This window comes from Candidatus Arthromitus sp. SFB-mouse-NL (genome assembly GCF_000709435.1).
Taxonomy (GTDB): Bacteria; Bacillota; Clostridia; order Clostridiales; family Clostridiaceae; genus Dwaynesavagella.
In genome coordinates, this window is record NZ_CP008713.1 from 712084 (window position 1) to 726278 (window position 14195).

Sequence of the window (14195 nt, forward strand, 5' to 3'; positions counted from 1 at the left end):
GGGAAATAAGTAATGTTAAATAATTTTTTCTCAAAATTGAAAGATAGTTTAACGAAGACTAAGGAAAATTTTACAGATAAATTAAATTCTATATTGGGATTAGCTATAACTATAGATGATGATTTATATGAGGAAATTGAGGAAATGTTAATTGTAGGAGATATAGGTATAGATGTTTCATGTGATATTATAGAAAAACTAAAAACTATAGTACGTGAAAGAAAAATTAAGGATCCTAATATGATTAAGCCTGTTATAAAGGAAATTATATTGGATATGTTGAATGAATCAGTTGATATAACTCAAGAGAAATTTCCTAAGATAATAATAATGATAGGTATAAATGGAGTAGGTAAAACAACTAGCATAGGTAAGATGGCTAATTATTTTAAAAATAATAATAAAGATGTTGTTATTGCTGCAGGAGATACTTTTAGGGCAGCAGCAATTGATCAATTGCAAGTTTGGGCTGATCGAGTTGATGTTAAAATGATACGACATAATCAAGGTTCCGATCCTTCAGCGGTTATTTTTGATGCAATAAAATCATTTAAATCTAAAAATTCAGATGTTTTGATTTGTGATAGTGCTGGGAGGTTGCATAATAAGAAGAATTTAATGAATGAATTAAGGAAAATGAACAGAATAATAGAAAATGAATGTAATGATGTTGATAGAGAAATATATCTGGTTTTGGATGCAACGACTGGACAAAATGCTTTAAATCAAGCTATAGAGTTTAAAGAAGTTGCAAACATTACAGGGATTATTTTGACTAAACTTGATGGAACTGCAAAAGGGGGAATGATCATTTCAATTAAAAATAAACTAGGTATACCAGTTAAGTATATAGGTACTGGTGAAGGAATTGATGATATTCAACCGTTTAATGCAGAAGAGTTTGTTGATGCTTTAATATAAAAATGTCAAGTTATTTTACTTGACATTTTTTTTTGTGCTGATATAATGAAATAGATAATGGATAAGAAAGATTTGAAAAATAGAAATGAAATTATATTGCTTATAGATATCTATGGAGAGTTATTGACGGAGAAGCAAAGGAAAATTCTTGAGCTCTATTTTTTTGATGATTTTGCATTAGTTGAGATAGCATCTATTAATAAATCGAGTCGCCAGTCTATACTGTATTCTATTAATAAGAGTATCGAACAGTTGTATAGTTTTGAGGAAAAGTTAAAAGTATTGGAAAGAGATAGGGAGCTGGATAATAAAAAAGATCAGTTAATAGAAAAATTAGAAGAGTTTTTGGATTTTAGTTTAAATCAGGAATTATATAATTTTATTCAAAATTTATAGATTGGAGGTAGGGTATGGCTTTTGATGGTTTAGCGAGTAAGCTTCAAGGTGTTTTTAAAAAACTCAGAGGTAAAGGTAAGTTGTCAGAACAAGATATAAAACTTGCTATGCGTGAAGTTAAGTTAGCCTTGCTTGAATCGGATGTTAACTATAGGGTTGTTAAGACATTCATAAGCAGTGTTAGTGAAAAGTCCTTGGGTAAAGAAGTGTTGGAAAGTTTAACTCCTGCACAACAAGTTATAAAAATTGTAAATGATGAACTTAAAGCTATAATGGGAAATGATCAAAGCAAGTTAAACTACAATGTTAATGGTACTACTATTATAATGCTTGTTGGTCTTCAAGGAGCTGGTAAAACTACTATGGCTGCTAAACTTTCTCTTTATTGTAGAAAGTCAGGTAAGACTCCTCTTATGATTGCATGCGATGTATATAGGCCTGCTGCAGTTAAGCAATTAGAGGTGTTGGGAAATCAAATTAATATACCAGTATTTTCAATACCAGACAGCAAAGATCCTTTATATATTGTTAAAAAAGGTCTTGAAGAAGCTGAAAAAAATATGAACAATGTTGTTATTATTGATACAGCAGGACGTTTACATATTGATGATGCGCTTATGAATGAGTTGAAAGAAATAAAGGAACTTTCAGATCCTTCTGAAATATTGATGGTCATTGATTCGATGATTGGTCAAGAATCTGTAAATATAGCAGAGACATTTAATGATAAATTAGATGTTACGGGTTTTGTTTTAACCAAATTGGATGGAGATACTCGTGGTGGGGTAGCACTGTCTATAAAAGAGGTTATTGGAAAAAATATTAAATTTATTGGTGTTGGTGAAAAGATTGGTGACTTGGAAGTGTTCCATCCTGATCGAATGGCATCTAGGATTTTAGGAATGGGTGATGTCTTATCGTTGATTGAGAAGGCTCAAGAAGCTATTGATCAAGATGAGGCACAGAAACTTAGTGAGAGAATGCTTGCTAATGAGTTTAATTTTGAAGATTTTAAGAGTGCTATGCAACAAATGAAGAAAATAGGTTCTTTTTCAAAAATACTTCAAATGATACCAGGTTTTGGAAATTCTATGAAGGAACTGAAAAATATAAATTTAGATGATAGTGAAAAAGAGTTATGTAAAATTGAAGCTATTATTAATTCGATGACGATAAAAGAGAGGAAAAATCCAAAATTGCTCATGGGTTCGGCATCAAGAAAATCTAGGATAGCAAAAGGTTCTGGAAGTACAGTTAATCAAGTTAACAAGCTTATAAAAGATTTTGAAAATATGAGTAAAATGATGAAACAATTTAAAGGAATGGCTGGAAAAGGGAAATTTGGAAAGAAGGGATTTTTTCCTAAATTGCCATTTTAGGTAATTAGGATTAAAATATTTAAATTTTATTAGGAGGAATTTTAAATGGTAAAAATTAGATTAAGAAGAATGGGAAGCAAAAAGAAACCTTTTTATAGAATTGTTGTTGCTGATTCAAGGAGTCCAAGAGATGGGAAATTTATAGCTGAAGTTGGAACATATAATCCAATGAAAAATCCAATTGAGTTTACATTAAAAGAAGAAGAAGTTAAGAAATGGATTTCTAATGGGGCTCAGCCTACTGACGCAGTTAATAGATTATTAGTTAAAGCAGGTATAAATTAATTTAGTATGATAAATTTATTTTCTATTGGTAGAATTTCTAAGCCACATGGTATTCGTGGTGAAGTGAATGTTATACCATTTGATGAGAATTTAGATATATTTAAGAATTTGGAATGCGTTTTTTTAAGTAAGAGTGATACTTCAGAGGATGATTTAACTCCAGTTAACATAACATCTATAAAATTTAAAAATAATAGAGTTGTTATGGGTATTGAGGGTTGTTCTACTTGTAATGAAGCAGAACTGTTCAGGAATAAGTTTATAAGAATAAAACGTGAAGATATACCTATACAAGATGGTGATTATTTTATTGCAGATATAAAGGAATGCACTGTATATGATGAAAATGGTGTGTTTTTGGGTAGAGTATCGGAGGTTATAAAAACCAAGAATAATGATGTTTATTGGATAAAGAAGACCAATTTAAATGATGAATTGCTTATACCGGTACTTAAGTCTATTGTGGTAGATATAGATATCGATGAAAAGAAGATTATTATTAAAGAAGTTAAAAGTTGGACCTTATGAAGATTAGTATTTTAAGCTTATTTCCACAAATGTTTGAGGTTTTCAATCATAGTATTGTGGGGAAAGCACGGATGAATAATTATGTTGATATTGAAATTATCAATATCAGAGATTTTTCTAATAATAAACATAATAAGGTTGATGATTATCCTTTTGGTGGTGGAGCAGGTATGCTCATGAGTGTTGAACCGATATATAATTCTATATGTTATGCTAGACGTAATTTGGATGGGAGGGTTATATATCTAGGACCAAGAGGGGATACTTTTAATCAAAATAAGGCATATGAATTGTCTGATAATAATCATTTGATATTTTTGTGTGGTCATTATGAAGGTATAGATGAGAGATCCTATAATTTTATTGATGAAGAAATTTCTTTAGGTGATTTTATATTGACAGGTGGAGAAATGGCGGCTATTCCAATCATTGATAGTATAGTTAGACTTTTGTCTGGGGTTATAAATAAGAATAGCTTAGATAATGAGTCTTTTACTAATGATTTAATGGATTTTCCACAATATACAAGACCGAGAGAATTTATGGGAATCGCTGTTCCTAATGTTCTATTATCAGGGAATCATAAAGAAATCGATAAATGGAGACGAGAAGAGTCTTTGAAAATAACACGAAAATATAAAAGGTATTTATTAAAAGATAAATAATTTTTAGGAGGGTTTTATAAAATGCATGATTTAATTAAATACATAGAATCACTACAAATGAAAAAGGAAGTTCCTTCTTTTAGCGTTGGGGATACTGTTAAAGTTAGTATTCTTATAAAAGAGGGAAATAAAGAGAGAGTTCAGGTTTATGAAGGTACTGTTATAAAAAGGCAAAACGGTGGAATAAGAGAAACTTTTACAGTTAGAAGAATTGCTTATGGAGTTGGTAGTGAGAAGACTTTCCCATTACACTCACCTAAAGTTTTAAATATTGAAGTTGTAAGATATGGTAAAGTTAGAAGATCTAAGCTTTATTACTTAAGAGATAGAGTAGGAAAAGCGACTAAGGTTAAAGAGAGAATTGTGAATAGAAATAAATAAAGCTGGATCATATTTTAGATAGTAAATTTCTTTTTGGGAATTTACTATTTTGTTTTTTAAGGAGGATATGAAAATTATGAATATAAATTGGTATCCAGGTCATATGTTTAAGACTAAAAAAGAGATAAAGAATATGATAAATTTAGTAGATCTTGTGATAGAAATAAGAGATGCAAGATCTGTTATTTCAACGACAAATCCAGATATTGAAATGTTGACTAAGGATAAACCTAAAATTATTGTTTTGAGTAAAGTTGATTTGGCCGATAATAATACGACAAATAAATGGATTGAGTACTATAAGAATCAAGGAATCCCATGTATAGATGTGGATATTATAAGAAATAAAAATATTAAGAATATCAAGGCTCAAATTAATTTTCTTATGAAAAGTAAGCTTGACAGGTACAGGAGTAAAGGGGTTAAGAATTATACATTACGAGGTATGATTTTGGGAATTCCGAATGTTGGTAAATCATCTCTTATAAATAAAATTTCTAACAATAAGATAGCGAAAGTAGGAAATAGGCCCGGTGTTACAAAATCTAATCAATGGATTAAGACGAAGTGGGATATAGATTTATTAGATACTCCAGGGATTTTATGGCCTAAGTTTGATAGTACAGAGGTTGGTCTTAATCTTGTTTATATTGGATCGGTAAAGGATGAAATTTTAGATGTTCAAGATGTTTGCTATAATATGCTTGAATATCTTTTGAAAAATTATAGAATGAATTTGGAGAGTAAATATAAAGTTGAAGTATCGGATGATGTGTCGGACAGCATGGATATTTTAGGAAAGAAACTTGGTTGTTTATCAAAAGGAGTTTCGATTGACTATAATAGGCTTGCACATATAATAATTGGAGATTTTAGATCAGGGAAAATTGGTAATATATCACTTGAACGACCTGAAGATTTATTGAAAGAGGAATAAATGAGGAATAAATATGGATTTTAAAAATTTGACGGTTTCTCAAATAAAAAATTTATTAAATGAGATTGAGATTATAGATGAAAATATTGATGAAGTTATAAATTCACTTTTGAAAGATGTGAGGATATCAGTCAATAAACTTGCGAAACAAGTTGAAAATAAATATGATATTCTTAAAAATAATAGGATAATGAATGAAAAGTTTTATGGGTTTGACAAAGAATATATTCTTAACAACAATTATGTAGTAGCTGGATGTGATGAGGTAGGTCGTGGACCGCTTGCTGGACCGATTGTATGTGCTTCAGTTGTTCTTGATTTGTATAATAGTTCAAAAATTATAAGTGATATAAATGATTCTAAGAAAATAAAGAGTAGATATTTCAGGAAAGTTCTTAGTGATAAGATTATGGAAAATGCAAAAAATTTTAAAATAATAGAGATATCTAATGATGAAATAGATAATATTGGTATTAGTGAAGCAAATCAAAAAGGTTTTAGAGATTCAATACTGGGTCTAAATATGGATATTGATTTAGTTTTGTCTGATGGATATCCAGTGAAAAATTTAAACTTTAGAAATATTCATGTGGTGAAAGGTGATACAAAGAGTGCTAGTATAATGTGTGCTTCTATTATAGCAAAGGTTTATAGAGATGAATTGATGTTTAGATATCATGATGAATTTCCTCAATATGATTTTTTGAATAATGTTGGATATGGTACAAAGAAACATCTTGAAGCTATAAAAAAATTTGGTATATGTAAATATCATAGGAAGACATTTTTGAAGAATTACATTTAGAATGTTGAAAATTTATTAGTATGATTATATAATTTTTTAGAAATGACAGTAGAAAATAATTATTATAAAGGTGTATTTTTAACAATGAATACAAAGCACGGTAATTTATTTGAACAATTTAAATTTAAAAATTGTATTACACTCAAAAATAAAATTGTTATGTCTCCGATGACAACTTGGTCTAGTAATAATGATAATACGATTTCTGATGAAGAGATAGAGTATTATAAAGTGAGAGTTAATGGAGTGGGGCTTGTCATAACTGGTTGTACTTATGTGCATCCAAATGGTATAGGATTTTTAAATGAGTTTGCAAGTTATGATGATAAGTTTATTCCAAGTTTACGTAAGTTAGCAAATGCTGCAAAAAGTGGAGGAGCTAATGCAATACTTCAGATTTTTCATGCTGGCAACAAAGCTCTTCCTAATTTAGTTCCAAATGGTGACGTAGTTAGTGCTAGTGCTATTAAGACTGAGGCTAGTGCATTTGCACCAGCATTATTACCAAGAGAACTTTCACATGAAGAAGTCTTAGATATTGTTAATGCATTTGGAGAAACAACAAGACGTGCAATTGAGGCAGGTTTTGATGGAGTTGAGATTCATGGAGCACATGGTTTCTTAATCCCAAATTTCACATCTCCATTGTATAATAAACGTAGTGATGAGTGGGGTGAATCACCAGAAAAACGATTAATGTTTCCACTTGCAATTGTAAATAAGATAAAGGATGTAATTAAGGAGTACGTTAAAAAGCCTTTTATTTTAGGATATAGACTTTCTCCAGAAGAATCTGAAAAGGGAGGATTAAGAATAGGAGATACTTATAAATTGATTAATCATCTTATTGAAATAGATATTTATTATATCCACATTTCATTGACAAGTGCACTTTCATCAAAACCTATTGATAGCAAAGATGAAAAAACATATCTTGAGTTAATTAGTAAATATGTGAATGGAAAAGTTCCAATAATAGTTGCAGGTTCTATGTTGACACCAGATGATGTAGAACAGGCATTAAATAATGGGGCATCTTTGACAGCCATAGGACGTGCTTTAGTGATTAATCCAGATTGGGTAGAGAAAGTTAAAAATGATAAAAAAATGAAATTAAGATGTCAATTAATTCTTCGAAAGTAAATGAGTTTACATTACCTCAAAATTTATGGAATGTAATTAAAGCTTCTGCACCTTGGATTAATATTGAAGAATAGACTATTCTATCATTAGAATAGTTGTTTTAAAAAATATTTTCGATGTAATTGTAACTATATTTTTTGTTACCCCAAAATTTTATTTCCATTAGATCAAATTTGTAAAAAATATTATTTAGGTTATTTATTGTTAGAAAATAGTTTGCTGTATTTCTGATTTTAAATATTTTTCTATTATTAATTTGTTCTCGTGGTTCTAAGATAAAATTATTTTTGAACATACATATACTTTTTACCTCAACGAATGATATAACATTATCTTTAGAGCATATGATATCAATTTCACCTCTTTTGGATCTGAAATTTTTATTTATGATTTTAAAATTTTTGTTTAATAGGACTTTTACTGCTAAAATTTCTCCTAAATTTCCAATATCTTTTGTTGTCATTATTGGATTTCACCTCCTAATATTAACAGTGTTGACACATTCTTGTAAAAAAATAACTAGAGTTTATCTTAAATAAAAAAGGATACAAGTTTTCTTGTATCCTTTTTTTTTGGACATCAATAATATCAACTTTAGCAGTTTAACTAATAAAAGACTAGATAAATTAGCATAAGCTACTACTTGTAAGTTGATAATGTTATACAGGTATGATTTTTGAGAAAAGACATACATATGATGTTTGTTTAAGAATTATTAACAATCTTCCAGTTAGAATACAAAGTTAATATGATTTTACTGATGGAAAGTATTTTAAGAAAGTAAATTATAGTGATGTTAATTTAGTTAATGGAGAATCTTATGGTGAAGATGGATGGTTTGTCTATATGTAATGATAATATTGCGAAATTTAAAGCGATATTAGTTTCTTATATTGATTTTGGCAATAACACATAGTACAATTTATTACTGGAATAATTCAAAAAAAATTATACGAAGATACGAAATTAGTTAAGTAGAAGAAATTATTTAGATTTTATACATGGAGGATTTTTATATGAACTTAGATAATCATGAAAAATCAGAATTTGACGGAGGAATATTAGGACTTATAGGAGTTAATATATTGTCTACTATAATTACTTTTGTAACTTTTGGCCTTGGATTTACATGGGCTATGTGTGTTAGAGAAAGATATATAGTTAATCACACCATTATTAATGGACAAAGGTTAAGGTTTATTGGGAGTGGGGGAGATTTATTTCTGAATTGGATTAAATGGGCGATATTGACAATAATAACATTAGGAATATATGGGTTTTGGTTGACTATAAAGTTACAACAATGGAAAGTTAAAAATACTATATTTGATTAATAAATAAAGGATAGCTGAACAGCTATCCTTTATTTTAAATTATTTAAACCACCTTGAATAATACTCGATATTTTGACGAATTTATAATGCGTTGGCACACTGGAAGTAATATATCATTTTTTTGTATTTTTTCTAGATATTCTTTCTTTGTAAGAGTAGATATAATATTATCTTTATCATGATTTGAATTTTTTTCTCCTACTTGTAGAGCGTCTTTTAATAGTTCGTCTAAAACATCAGTTATGTTTGAAAAATGTAAGTAAAACGTGGTCCTTGTAATTTTAGCTTGTCGGCATATATTAGAAACGGTTATCTTATCAAAGGTTTCTTTTTTTAATAATTCTAATAGTACGTCTTTAATTGTATTGATTGTATAGGTAGTACGTCGATCTGGTTTTCTTTGTTTTATATTACTCAATTTTAAGGCCTCTTTTTATTTATTTGTTTACAGATTTATAAATATGTTAAGAACAATCCCTACTTTGTATAATGTGTTATTCTATTATATAAATTAATTATAATATAATAAAGTCCATTACATGTAATAGGTAGCAATTTTTATAAAGGAGAATAAAATAATGTTTATTACTTAAGTTAGAAATGCAACATTATTAATTTATTATGCAGGTAAAAAATTTTTAATTGATCCTATTTTTGCTGACAAAGCGACATATCCACCGTTCCCAAGTATACTTAGGAGTACTGAAAAAAATCCTCTTTATGATTTATCAATTTCCATATCTGAAATGATAGAGGTTGATGCTGTTATTATTACGCATTTGAATATAGATTACTTTGATGAGGAAGCAAAGCAGCAGTTACCTAAAAATGTACCCATATATGTATAAAATTAAGAGGATAAAGAGGTATTAATTTCAGCTAATTTTCAAAATGTATAGATTTTAGGTAGTGATACTATGTTTGAAACAATACATCTTATAAAAACAAATGGACGACATGGATATGAAGATGAAATTGTAACGATATTGGGAGATGCTTGTGGCGTTATTATGCAATATGAATATGAAAAAACTTTATACATTGCAGGTGATACAGTATGGTGTGATGAAGTAGATAAGGCTATTTCTAAGTATAGTCCACATATTATTATTGTTAATGCAGGTGCTAATAGTGTTATAGATAAACGACTTATTATGGGAAAAGAAGATGTATTAAAAGTTCATAAAGCTTATCCATCTGCCCAGATAATTGCTACGCATATGGAAAGTGTTAATCATTGGGTACTTTCTTGATCAGAATTACGATTATTTTCAGAAGAAAATAGATTTGAAAGACAGTTATTTATTCCAGATGATGGAGAAACATTAGAATTTTAATATTATGATAGAGTAAATAATAAGTTGCTTTTAATTAAGCAACTTATTATTTTTTATGTTTCGATATGTAAAATCTTTATGTGATATATTATAATAATCTTGAATTTATAGTGAATGGAGTAGAAAAGTTTGATAGATAATAAGAAGGAGCAAGAGAGGGAAGAAGTATATAGGGCGATATAGAGTATAGCAGATGATTTAAGAGGTAATGTTGACGGCATATATCTGAAGATTTCAGGAATTATGTAAATAAAAATGAAATTTAAGATGGAAAAATTAATTTTGATTATGCAAAACTTAGTGATGAGGAAACTGGTCAGATTAAATATAAAATGACTGTTAGTAAAGTATTCTTTATTTTTCCTTCAGAGCTTTTTGAAAATTTTAGAGCTAAAGCAAAAATTGAAGATATCTGTGATTTATAATTATGGAGTTAATGAAGAAAATACTGGCGGACTTGTAGATGATGAAAATTCTGATAGCATAGAAGGACTCTCTGATTCTTCAAGGGATTTTTTAGAAATGGCAATAAAAGATTATAATGAAGAATTTGGTACATCTTATGATACTTCAAGTGAAAAATTTTCAAACTTTTATAAAGATGTTTCTTATAAAATGAAATCTAGAGAACTCGATTTACTTATTGTAGTGAATATGTTTTTAACTGGGCTTGATGCTACGACATTAAATACTCTATGGGTTGATAAAAATTTAAAAATGTATGGACGTATTTAAGCTTTTAGTAGAATAAATAGAATATTAAATTCAGTAAAAACTTTTGGAAACATTGTGTGTTTTAGAAATTTACAGAAAGAAACAGATGAGGCAATTGTTCTTTTTACTAATAGTGAGGCAAGAGGAACCATAATCTTAAGAATTTATGAGGATTATTATTATGGATATGAAGATGAAAATGAAAAATATTATAGAGGATATAGTGAAATAATTGGGGGAAGAAGTAGAAAAAAGTTTTATCGCTTTATTCAGCAGTGTATTAAAGCTTAAAAATATATTATCTAGTTTTGATAACTTTGAAGAAAATAAAATTTTAAATAAAAGAGAATTTCAAGATTATACAGGTATGTATAATGATTTACATGAAAAAATAAGACACGTAGGAAATGGTGATAGAGAAAATATAAATGATGATATCGTTTTTGAAATGGAACTTGTAAAATAAATTAAAGTTAATATCGATTATATTTTAAATTTATTAATACAATTAATGCAGAAAGTGAAGTAATAGATGATTGGAGAAAATTTGTTAAAAATATTTTTAGAGATGGCGAAGTTAAAATTATAGGAACAAATATTTTGGAATAGTTTATAAAGAAGATGTTAGTGAAAATTATAAGGAAGTTGTTTTGATTTAAGAAATATAATTTTTATATTTCGTAACATTATATAAGTCGAGATAGAGATTTAAAGTTGGAAGCTGCGGGTAGATTTCATAGATTTTTGAATATCTAGCTCGCTTTTTTTGTGTATAGATATGTTCCAGCAAATCAATATGGTGTTAAGGCACCCTTTGAAGTCGAAGATGAAAATTTTATGGCAGTATGCTTTAATGAAAACAAAGACAAATTGAATGGAATTATAGAATACGAATCAGCTTTTGGGATATAGTTTAAATTTTAGTTTATCATAGCAAGGATAAAAATTGTTATTTATGTAAGTTCTTATATATGAATTATGAAAGGTTTGAAAGAAGGTCTTTAACAATTTGAGAGTGGGGGATGAAAATATGTTTTATATGAAAGCAAAAAAAGAACATAACATATCAAAAACACGGTTTGAATGTAGAAGAGATAACCTCACAATTCGTGGAACGGGGTATAGACCAATAGGAATAAATTTACCAATAGCAATAGTTTGTCATGGGTTTATGGCATTTCAAAGTATTGTAAGACAATATGCAATCGAATTAGCAAATATGGGATATTTAACATATACTTTTGATTTTTGTGGAGGGAGTGTCATAATGGGGAAAAGTGATGGCTTAACCACTGAAATGTCTGTATTAACAGAAGTTAAAGATTTAGAAAGAGTTATTGACTATGCTATTAACAGAGAATATGCTGACAAAAATAATATTGTTGTTATGGGATGCATTCAGGGAGGTTATGTTTCTGCCTTGACTGTAGCAAAGGGAAAATATAATGTAAATAAATTAGTTCTTTTTTATCCAGCATTTTGTATTCCAGATGATGCTAATGCAGGAAAGATGATGTTTGCAAAATTTGATCCGAACAATTTACCAGAAATTATTAGATGCGGTCCTATGAAACTTGGGAAATGTTATGTTGAGGATGTCATAAAAATGAATCCATTTGAGGAAATTAAAGGCTATAAGAATGATGTTTTGATTGTTCATGGAGCGAAAGATAAAATTGTAGACATTAATTATTCAAAAAGAGCTTTTGATGTATATAAAAACAGTATTTCAAATAGGAATGTCAGATTTGAAATAATAGAAAATGGAAGACATGGGTTTTCTAAAAAAATCGATAAAATTGCTATAGAAACATTGAGAGATTTTATAATATCTTAATATTTATATGTACTGTTAAAAAATTAAAGAGAACTTGTTAGTTCTCTAAAAATAAAATTTCATAAATTATTGTAAATTCAAAATTTCTACCTTTTGATTCACAATTTTTCTTGGTTTAGAATCTTTTTTAAACTGTAGTGATAGTACGTTATCATTGAAAGTTACTGTTTTATTACCGCTTGTATTTTTAGTTTGAACTGATTCAGAACTAGTAGAAAGTGATGATACTCTTTTTAATATGGGTTCTATTTCTGAGTTTTGTGTAGTTGATCTAATAAAGTTATAAGAATTATTTCTACTGGTAAGAGGTCTAAAACTTGAACGAATTCTTTGTAAAATTCTAGTAAAGACAGATGCACTACTTATGCTAGAATTTATAGCGATAGGACTTGCAATAACTATACCTAGAAGTGTTATAATACATTTTTTATTAATTTTCATTAAATCATCACCTATAAAATTATTATTATAAATTTAAAAATTTACTCTGATATTAAAATATAGTGAGTTCAATTATATTAAAATAATCTTTGATATACAATAAAATATTTAATATTTGGTGTATTTAAAAAACAAGGTAGCCAGTTATGGCTACCAATTTTTATATTATCTGCTTACTATTTTTAAATCAGCTGCTATTTCTTTATCAACAGTTTGATTATTGTCAATTTTTTGTGCAATTTGTACTCCAAGTTCACCAATTAAATCTGGTTGTTGTGCAACTGTTGCTTGCATTTCACCATTTTCAATGGCGTCTAGAGCGTCGTCTCCTCCATCAAATCCTATAACAGTAGCATCTATGTTATTTGCCATTATTGCTTTTGCTGCACCCAATGCCATTTCATCATTATGTGCAAAGACAACCTGTATGTCTTTATTTCCTTGTATTATGTTTTCCATGACAGAGAGACCTTTTTGTCTATCAAAATCTGCTGCTTGACTTGATATAAAAGTTACATTTGATTTATCATCTAGTACACTATGGAATCCAGCCCCTCTATCTCTTGTAGCTGAAGCACCTGGAATGCCTTGAATTTCTACTATGTTTACATTTTGAGTAGTACCAAATTTTTCTAACACAAATTCTCCAGCCATTGCTCCACCTTTAATATTGTCTGAAGCTATATGCGTTGTTACTTCACCACCATTTGATTGTCTGTCTAAAGTTATTACTGGAATATTGCTTTGATTTGCAACTTCTATAGCTTTGACAACTGCATCACTATCTGTTGGGTTTATCAATAAAGCTACAATGTCTAGTTGTATTAAGTCTTCTATATTTGATCTTTCTTTTACTGGATCATTTTGAGAGTCTAAAACGATTAAATCATATCCTAATTTTTTTGATTCTCTTTCAGCTCCATCTTTCATGCTTACAAAGAAAGGATTATTTAATGTTGATAAGACTAATCCTATTTTTTTATTATTTGTCTTATCTGAACAACTCGTAAAAAGTCCAATTGTTAAAAAAGTTACTAAACTTAAAGATAATATTTTTTTTAGAAATTTCATATTATCCCTCCTTACTTTGTA

20 protein-coding genes and 1 pseudogene are annotated in these 14195 nt (G+C 28.4%); 17 read left to right on the forward strand and 4 right to left on the reverse strand.

Translation table 11 applies throughout. The features are described from left to right. Positions 1–12: 12 nt before the first annotated feature. The 10 genes from ftsY (at position 13) to SFBMNL_RS03490 (ending at position 7440) form a co-directional block, all read left to right on the forward strand. A complete protein-coding gene (gene ftsY, locus SFBMNL_RS03445; protein WP_042294545.1) occupies positions 13–921 on the forward strand; it encodes a signal recognition particle-docking protein FtsY in 909 nt (302 codons plus the stop codon). Positions 922–978: 57 nt separating this feature from the next. Beyond that, positions 979–1317, forward strand: coding sequence for a DNA-binding protein (locus SFBMNL_RS03450; protein WP_005806442.1), 339 nt, complete (start codon positions 979–981; stop codon positions 1315–1317). A 14-nt stretch (positions 1318–1331) separates the two neighbouring features. Further along, positions 1332–2696 carry a signal recognition particle protein gene (gene ffh, locus SFBMNL_RS03455; RefSeq protein WP_005806440.1) on the forward strand — a complete coding sequence of 455 codons (1365 nt, stop codon included), beginning with the start codon at positions 1332–1334 and terminating at the stop codon, positions 2694–2696. 45 nt (positions 2697–2741) lie between these two features. Further along, the gene (gene rpsP / locus SFBMNL_RS03460; protein WP_005806438.1) at positions 2742–2981 is read left to right on the forward strand and encodes a 30S ribosomal protein S16; all 240 of its coding nucleotides are present in this window, start codon (positions 2742–2744) and stop codon (positions 2979–2981) included. Positions 2982–2987: 6 nt separating this feature from the next. Beyond that, the gene (gene rimM, locus SFBMNL_RS03465; RefSeq protein ID WP_042294548.1) at positions 2988–3509 is read left to right on the forward strand and encodes a ribosome maturation factor RimM; all 522 of its coding nucleotides are present in this window, start codon (positions 2988–2990) and stop codon (positions 3507–3509) included. Then, on the forward strand, positions 3506–4174 hold the full coding sequence (gene trmD, locus SFBMNL_RS03470; RefSeq protein WP_042294550.1) for a tRNA (guanosine(37)-N1)-methyltransferase TrmD: 669 nt from the start codon (positions 3506–3508) through the stop codon (positions 4172–4174). The genes rimM and trmD overlap by 4 nt, the downstream gene beginning before the upstream one ends. A 21-nt stretch (positions 4175–4195) precedes the next feature. Continuing rightward, positions 4196–4555 (forward strand): 50S ribosomal protein L19, encoded by a 360-nt coding sequence (gene rplS / locus SFBMNL_RS03475; protein ID WP_005806433.1) that lies wholly within the window; start codon positions 4196–4198, stop codon positions 4553–4555. A 76-nt stretch (positions 4556–4631) separates the two neighbouring features. Further along, positions 4632–5492: a ribosome biogenesis GTPase YlqF gene (ylqF, locus tag SFBMNL_RS03480; protein ID WP_007440102.1), complete on the forward strand. Its 861-nt coding sequence runs from the start codon at positions 4632–4634 to the stop codon at positions 5490–5492. A 13-nt stretch (positions 5493–5505) separates the two neighbouring features. Further along, a complete protein-coding gene (locus SFBMNL_RS03485) occupies positions 5506–6297 on the forward strand; it encodes a ribonuclease HII (protein WP_005806430.1) in 792 nt (263 codons plus the stop codon). Between the two features lie 42 nt (positions 6298–6339). Beyond that, a complete protein-coding gene (locus SFBMNL_RS03490) occupies positions 6340–7440 on the forward strand; it encodes an NADH-dependent flavin oxidoreductase (RefSeq protein ID WP_207640344.1) in 1101 nt (366 codons plus the stop codon). A 100-nt stretch (positions 7441–7540) separates the two neighbouring features. On the opposite strand, the gene SFBMNL_RS03495 is transcribed toward SFBMNL_RS03490, so the two are convergent. Continuing rightward, entirely contained in the window at positions 7541–7903 is a 363-nt protein-coding gene (locus tag SFBMNL_RS03495) for a YraN family protein (protein WP_005806428.1), read from the reverse strand. 553 nt (positions 7904–8456) lie between these two features. On the opposite strand from SFBMNL_RS03495, the gene SFBMNL_RS03500 reads away from it, so the two are divergent. Further along, positions 8457–8774, forward strand: a complete 318-nt coding sequence (locus tag SFBMNL_RS03500; RefSeq protein ID WP_007440160.1) for a DUF898 family protein — start codon at positions 8457–8459, stop codon at positions 8772–8774. Positions 8775–8817: 43 nt separating this feature from the next. Here the strand turns inward: SFBMNL_RS03500 and SFBMNL_RS03505 are convergent, their stop codons facing one another. Next, positions 8818–9192 (reverse strand): TetR/AcrR family transcriptional regulator, encoded by a 375-nt coding sequence (locus tag SFBMNL_RS03505; protein ID WP_042294552.1) that lies wholly within the window; start codon positions 9190–9192, stop codon positions 8818–8820. A gap of 499 nt (positions 9193–9691) precedes the next feature. Between SFBMNL_RS03505 and SFBMNL_RS03510 the strand changes: the two genes are divergently transcribed. From SFBMNL_RS03510 to SFBMNL_RS03525, 6 genes and pseudogenes are all read left to right on the forward strand, one after another. Further along, positions 9692–10027 (forward strand): MBL fold metallo-hydrolase, encoded by a 336-nt coding sequence (locus SFBMNL_RS03510; protein ID WP_005806422.1) that lies wholly within the window; start codon positions 9692–9694, stop codon positions 10025–10027. A gap of 498 nt (positions 10028–10525) precedes the next feature. Next, positions 10526–10855 (forward strand): annotated as a pseudogene (locus SFBMNL_RS08435) (type I restriction enzyme subunit R domain-containing protein); the annotation flags it as partial. 45 nt (positions 10856–10900) lie between these two features. Then, entirely contained in the window at positions 10901–11116 is a 216-nt protein-coding gene (locus SFBMNL_RS08440; protein ID WP_242838786.1) for a hypothetical protein, read from the forward strand. Then, complete coding sequence (locus SFBMNL_RS08445) at positions 11058–11291, forward strand: type I restriction endonuclease subunit R, EcoR124 family (RefSeq protein WP_042294555.1); 234 nt, start codon at positions 11058–11060, stop codon at positions 11289–11291. Before SFBMNL_RS08440 ends, SFBMNL_RS08445 begins: the two co-directional genes overlap by 59 nt. 302 nt (positions 11292–11593) lie before the next feature. Further along, positions 11594–11737 carry a hypothetical protein gene (locus SFBMNL_RS08300; RefSeq protein WP_005806420.1) on the forward strand — a complete coding sequence of 48 codons (144 nt, stop codon included), beginning with the start codon at positions 11594–11596 and terminating at the stop codon, positions 11735–11737. 118 nt (positions 11738–11855) lie between these two features. Then, the gene (locus SFBMNL_RS03525) at positions 11856–12662 is read left to right on the forward strand and encodes an alpha/beta hydrolase family protein (RefSeq protein ID WP_014017908.1); all 807 of its coding nucleotides are present in this window, start codon (positions 11856–11858) and stop codon (positions 12660–12662) included. A gap of 66 nt (positions 12663–12728) precedes the next feature. Here SFBMNL_RS03525 and SFBMNL_RS03530 read toward each other — a convergent pair whose 3' ends face one another. Together SFBMNL_RS03530 and rbsB are read right to left on the reverse strand one after the other, a co-directional pair. Beyond that, on the reverse strand, positions 12729–13103 hold the full coding sequence (locus SFBMNL_RS03530; protein WP_042294556.1) for a hypothetical protein: 375 nt from the start codon (positions 13101–13103) through the stop codon (positions 12729–12731). 165 nt (positions 13104–13268) lie between these two features. Then, a complete protein-coding gene (gene rbsB, locus SFBMNL_RS03535; protein WP_007440332.1) occupies positions 13269–14174 on the reverse strand; it encodes a ribose ABC transporter substrate-binding protein RbsB in 906 nt (301 codons plus the stop codon). Between the last annotated feature and the right edge of the window lie 21 nt (positions 14175–14195).

What these genes read in the sequence shown, in the direction of transcription:
- ftsY (WP_042294545.1), top strand. Translation starts at nt 13, where the DNA reads ATGTTAAATAATTTTTTCTCAAAATTGAAAGATAGTTTAACGAAGACT.
- SFBMNL_RS03450 (WP_005806442.1), top strand. Translation starts at nt 979, where the DNA reads ATGGATAAGAAAGATTTGAAAAATAGAAATGAAATTATATTGCTTATA.
- ffh (WP_005806440.1), top strand. Translation starts at nt 1,332, where the DNA reads ATGGCTTTTGATGGTTTAGCGAGTAAGCTTCAAGGTGTTTTTAAAAAA.
- rpsP (WP_005806438.1), top strand. Translation starts at nt 2,742, where the DNA reads ATGGTAAAAATTAGATTAAGAAGAATGGGAAGCAAAAAGAAACCTTTT.
- rimM (WP_042294548.1), top strand. Translation starts at nt 2,988, where the DNA reads ATGATAAATTTATTTTCTATTGGTAGAATTTCTAAGCCACATGGTATT.
- trmD (WP_042294550.1), top strand. Translation starts at nt 3,506, where the DNA reads ATGAAGATTAGTATTTTAAGCTTATTTCCACAAATGTTTGAGGTTTTC.
- rplS (WP_005806433.1), top strand. Translation starts at nt 4,196, where the DNA reads ATGCATGATTTAATTAAATACATAGAATCACTACAAATGAAAAAGGAA.
- ylqF (WP_007440102.1), top strand. Translation starts at nt 4,632, where the DNA reads ATGAATATAAATTGGTATCCAGGTCATATGTTTAAGACTAAAAAAGAG.
- SFBMNL_RS03485 (WP_005806430.1), top strand. Translation starts at nt 5,506, where the DNA reads ATGGATTTTAAAAATTTGACGGTTTCTCAAATAAAAAATTTATTAAAT.
- SFBMNL_RS03490 (WP_207640344.1), top strand. Translation starts at nt 6,340, where the DNA reads ATGACAGTAGAAAATAATTATTATAAAGGTGTATTTTTAACAATGAAT.
- SFBMNL_RS03495 (WP_005806428.1), bottom strand. Translation starts at nt 7,903, where the DNA reads ATGACAACAAAAGATATTGGAAATTTAGGAGAAATTTTAGCAGTAAAA.
- SFBMNL_RS03500 (WP_007440160.1), top strand. Translation starts at nt 8,457, where the DNA reads ATGAACTTAGATAATCATGAAAAATCAGAATTTGACGGAGGAATATTA.
- SFBMNL_RS03510 (WP_005806422.1), top strand. Translation starts at nt 9,692, where the DNA reads ATGTTTGAAACAATACATCTTATAAAAACAAATGGACGACATGGATAT.
- SFBMNL_RS03525 (WP_014017908.1), top strand. Translation starts at nt 11,856, where the DNA reads ATGTTTTATATGAAAGCAAAAAAAGAACATAACATATCAAAAACACGG.
- SFBMNL_RS03530 (WP_042294556.1), bottom strand. Translation starts at nt 13,103, where the DNA reads ATGAAAATTAATAAAAAATGTATTATAACACTTCTAGGTATAGTTATT.
- rbsB (WP_007440332.1), bottom strand. Translation starts at nt 14,174, where the DNA reads ATGAAATTTCTAAAAAAAATATTATCTTTAAGTTTAGTAACTTTTTTA.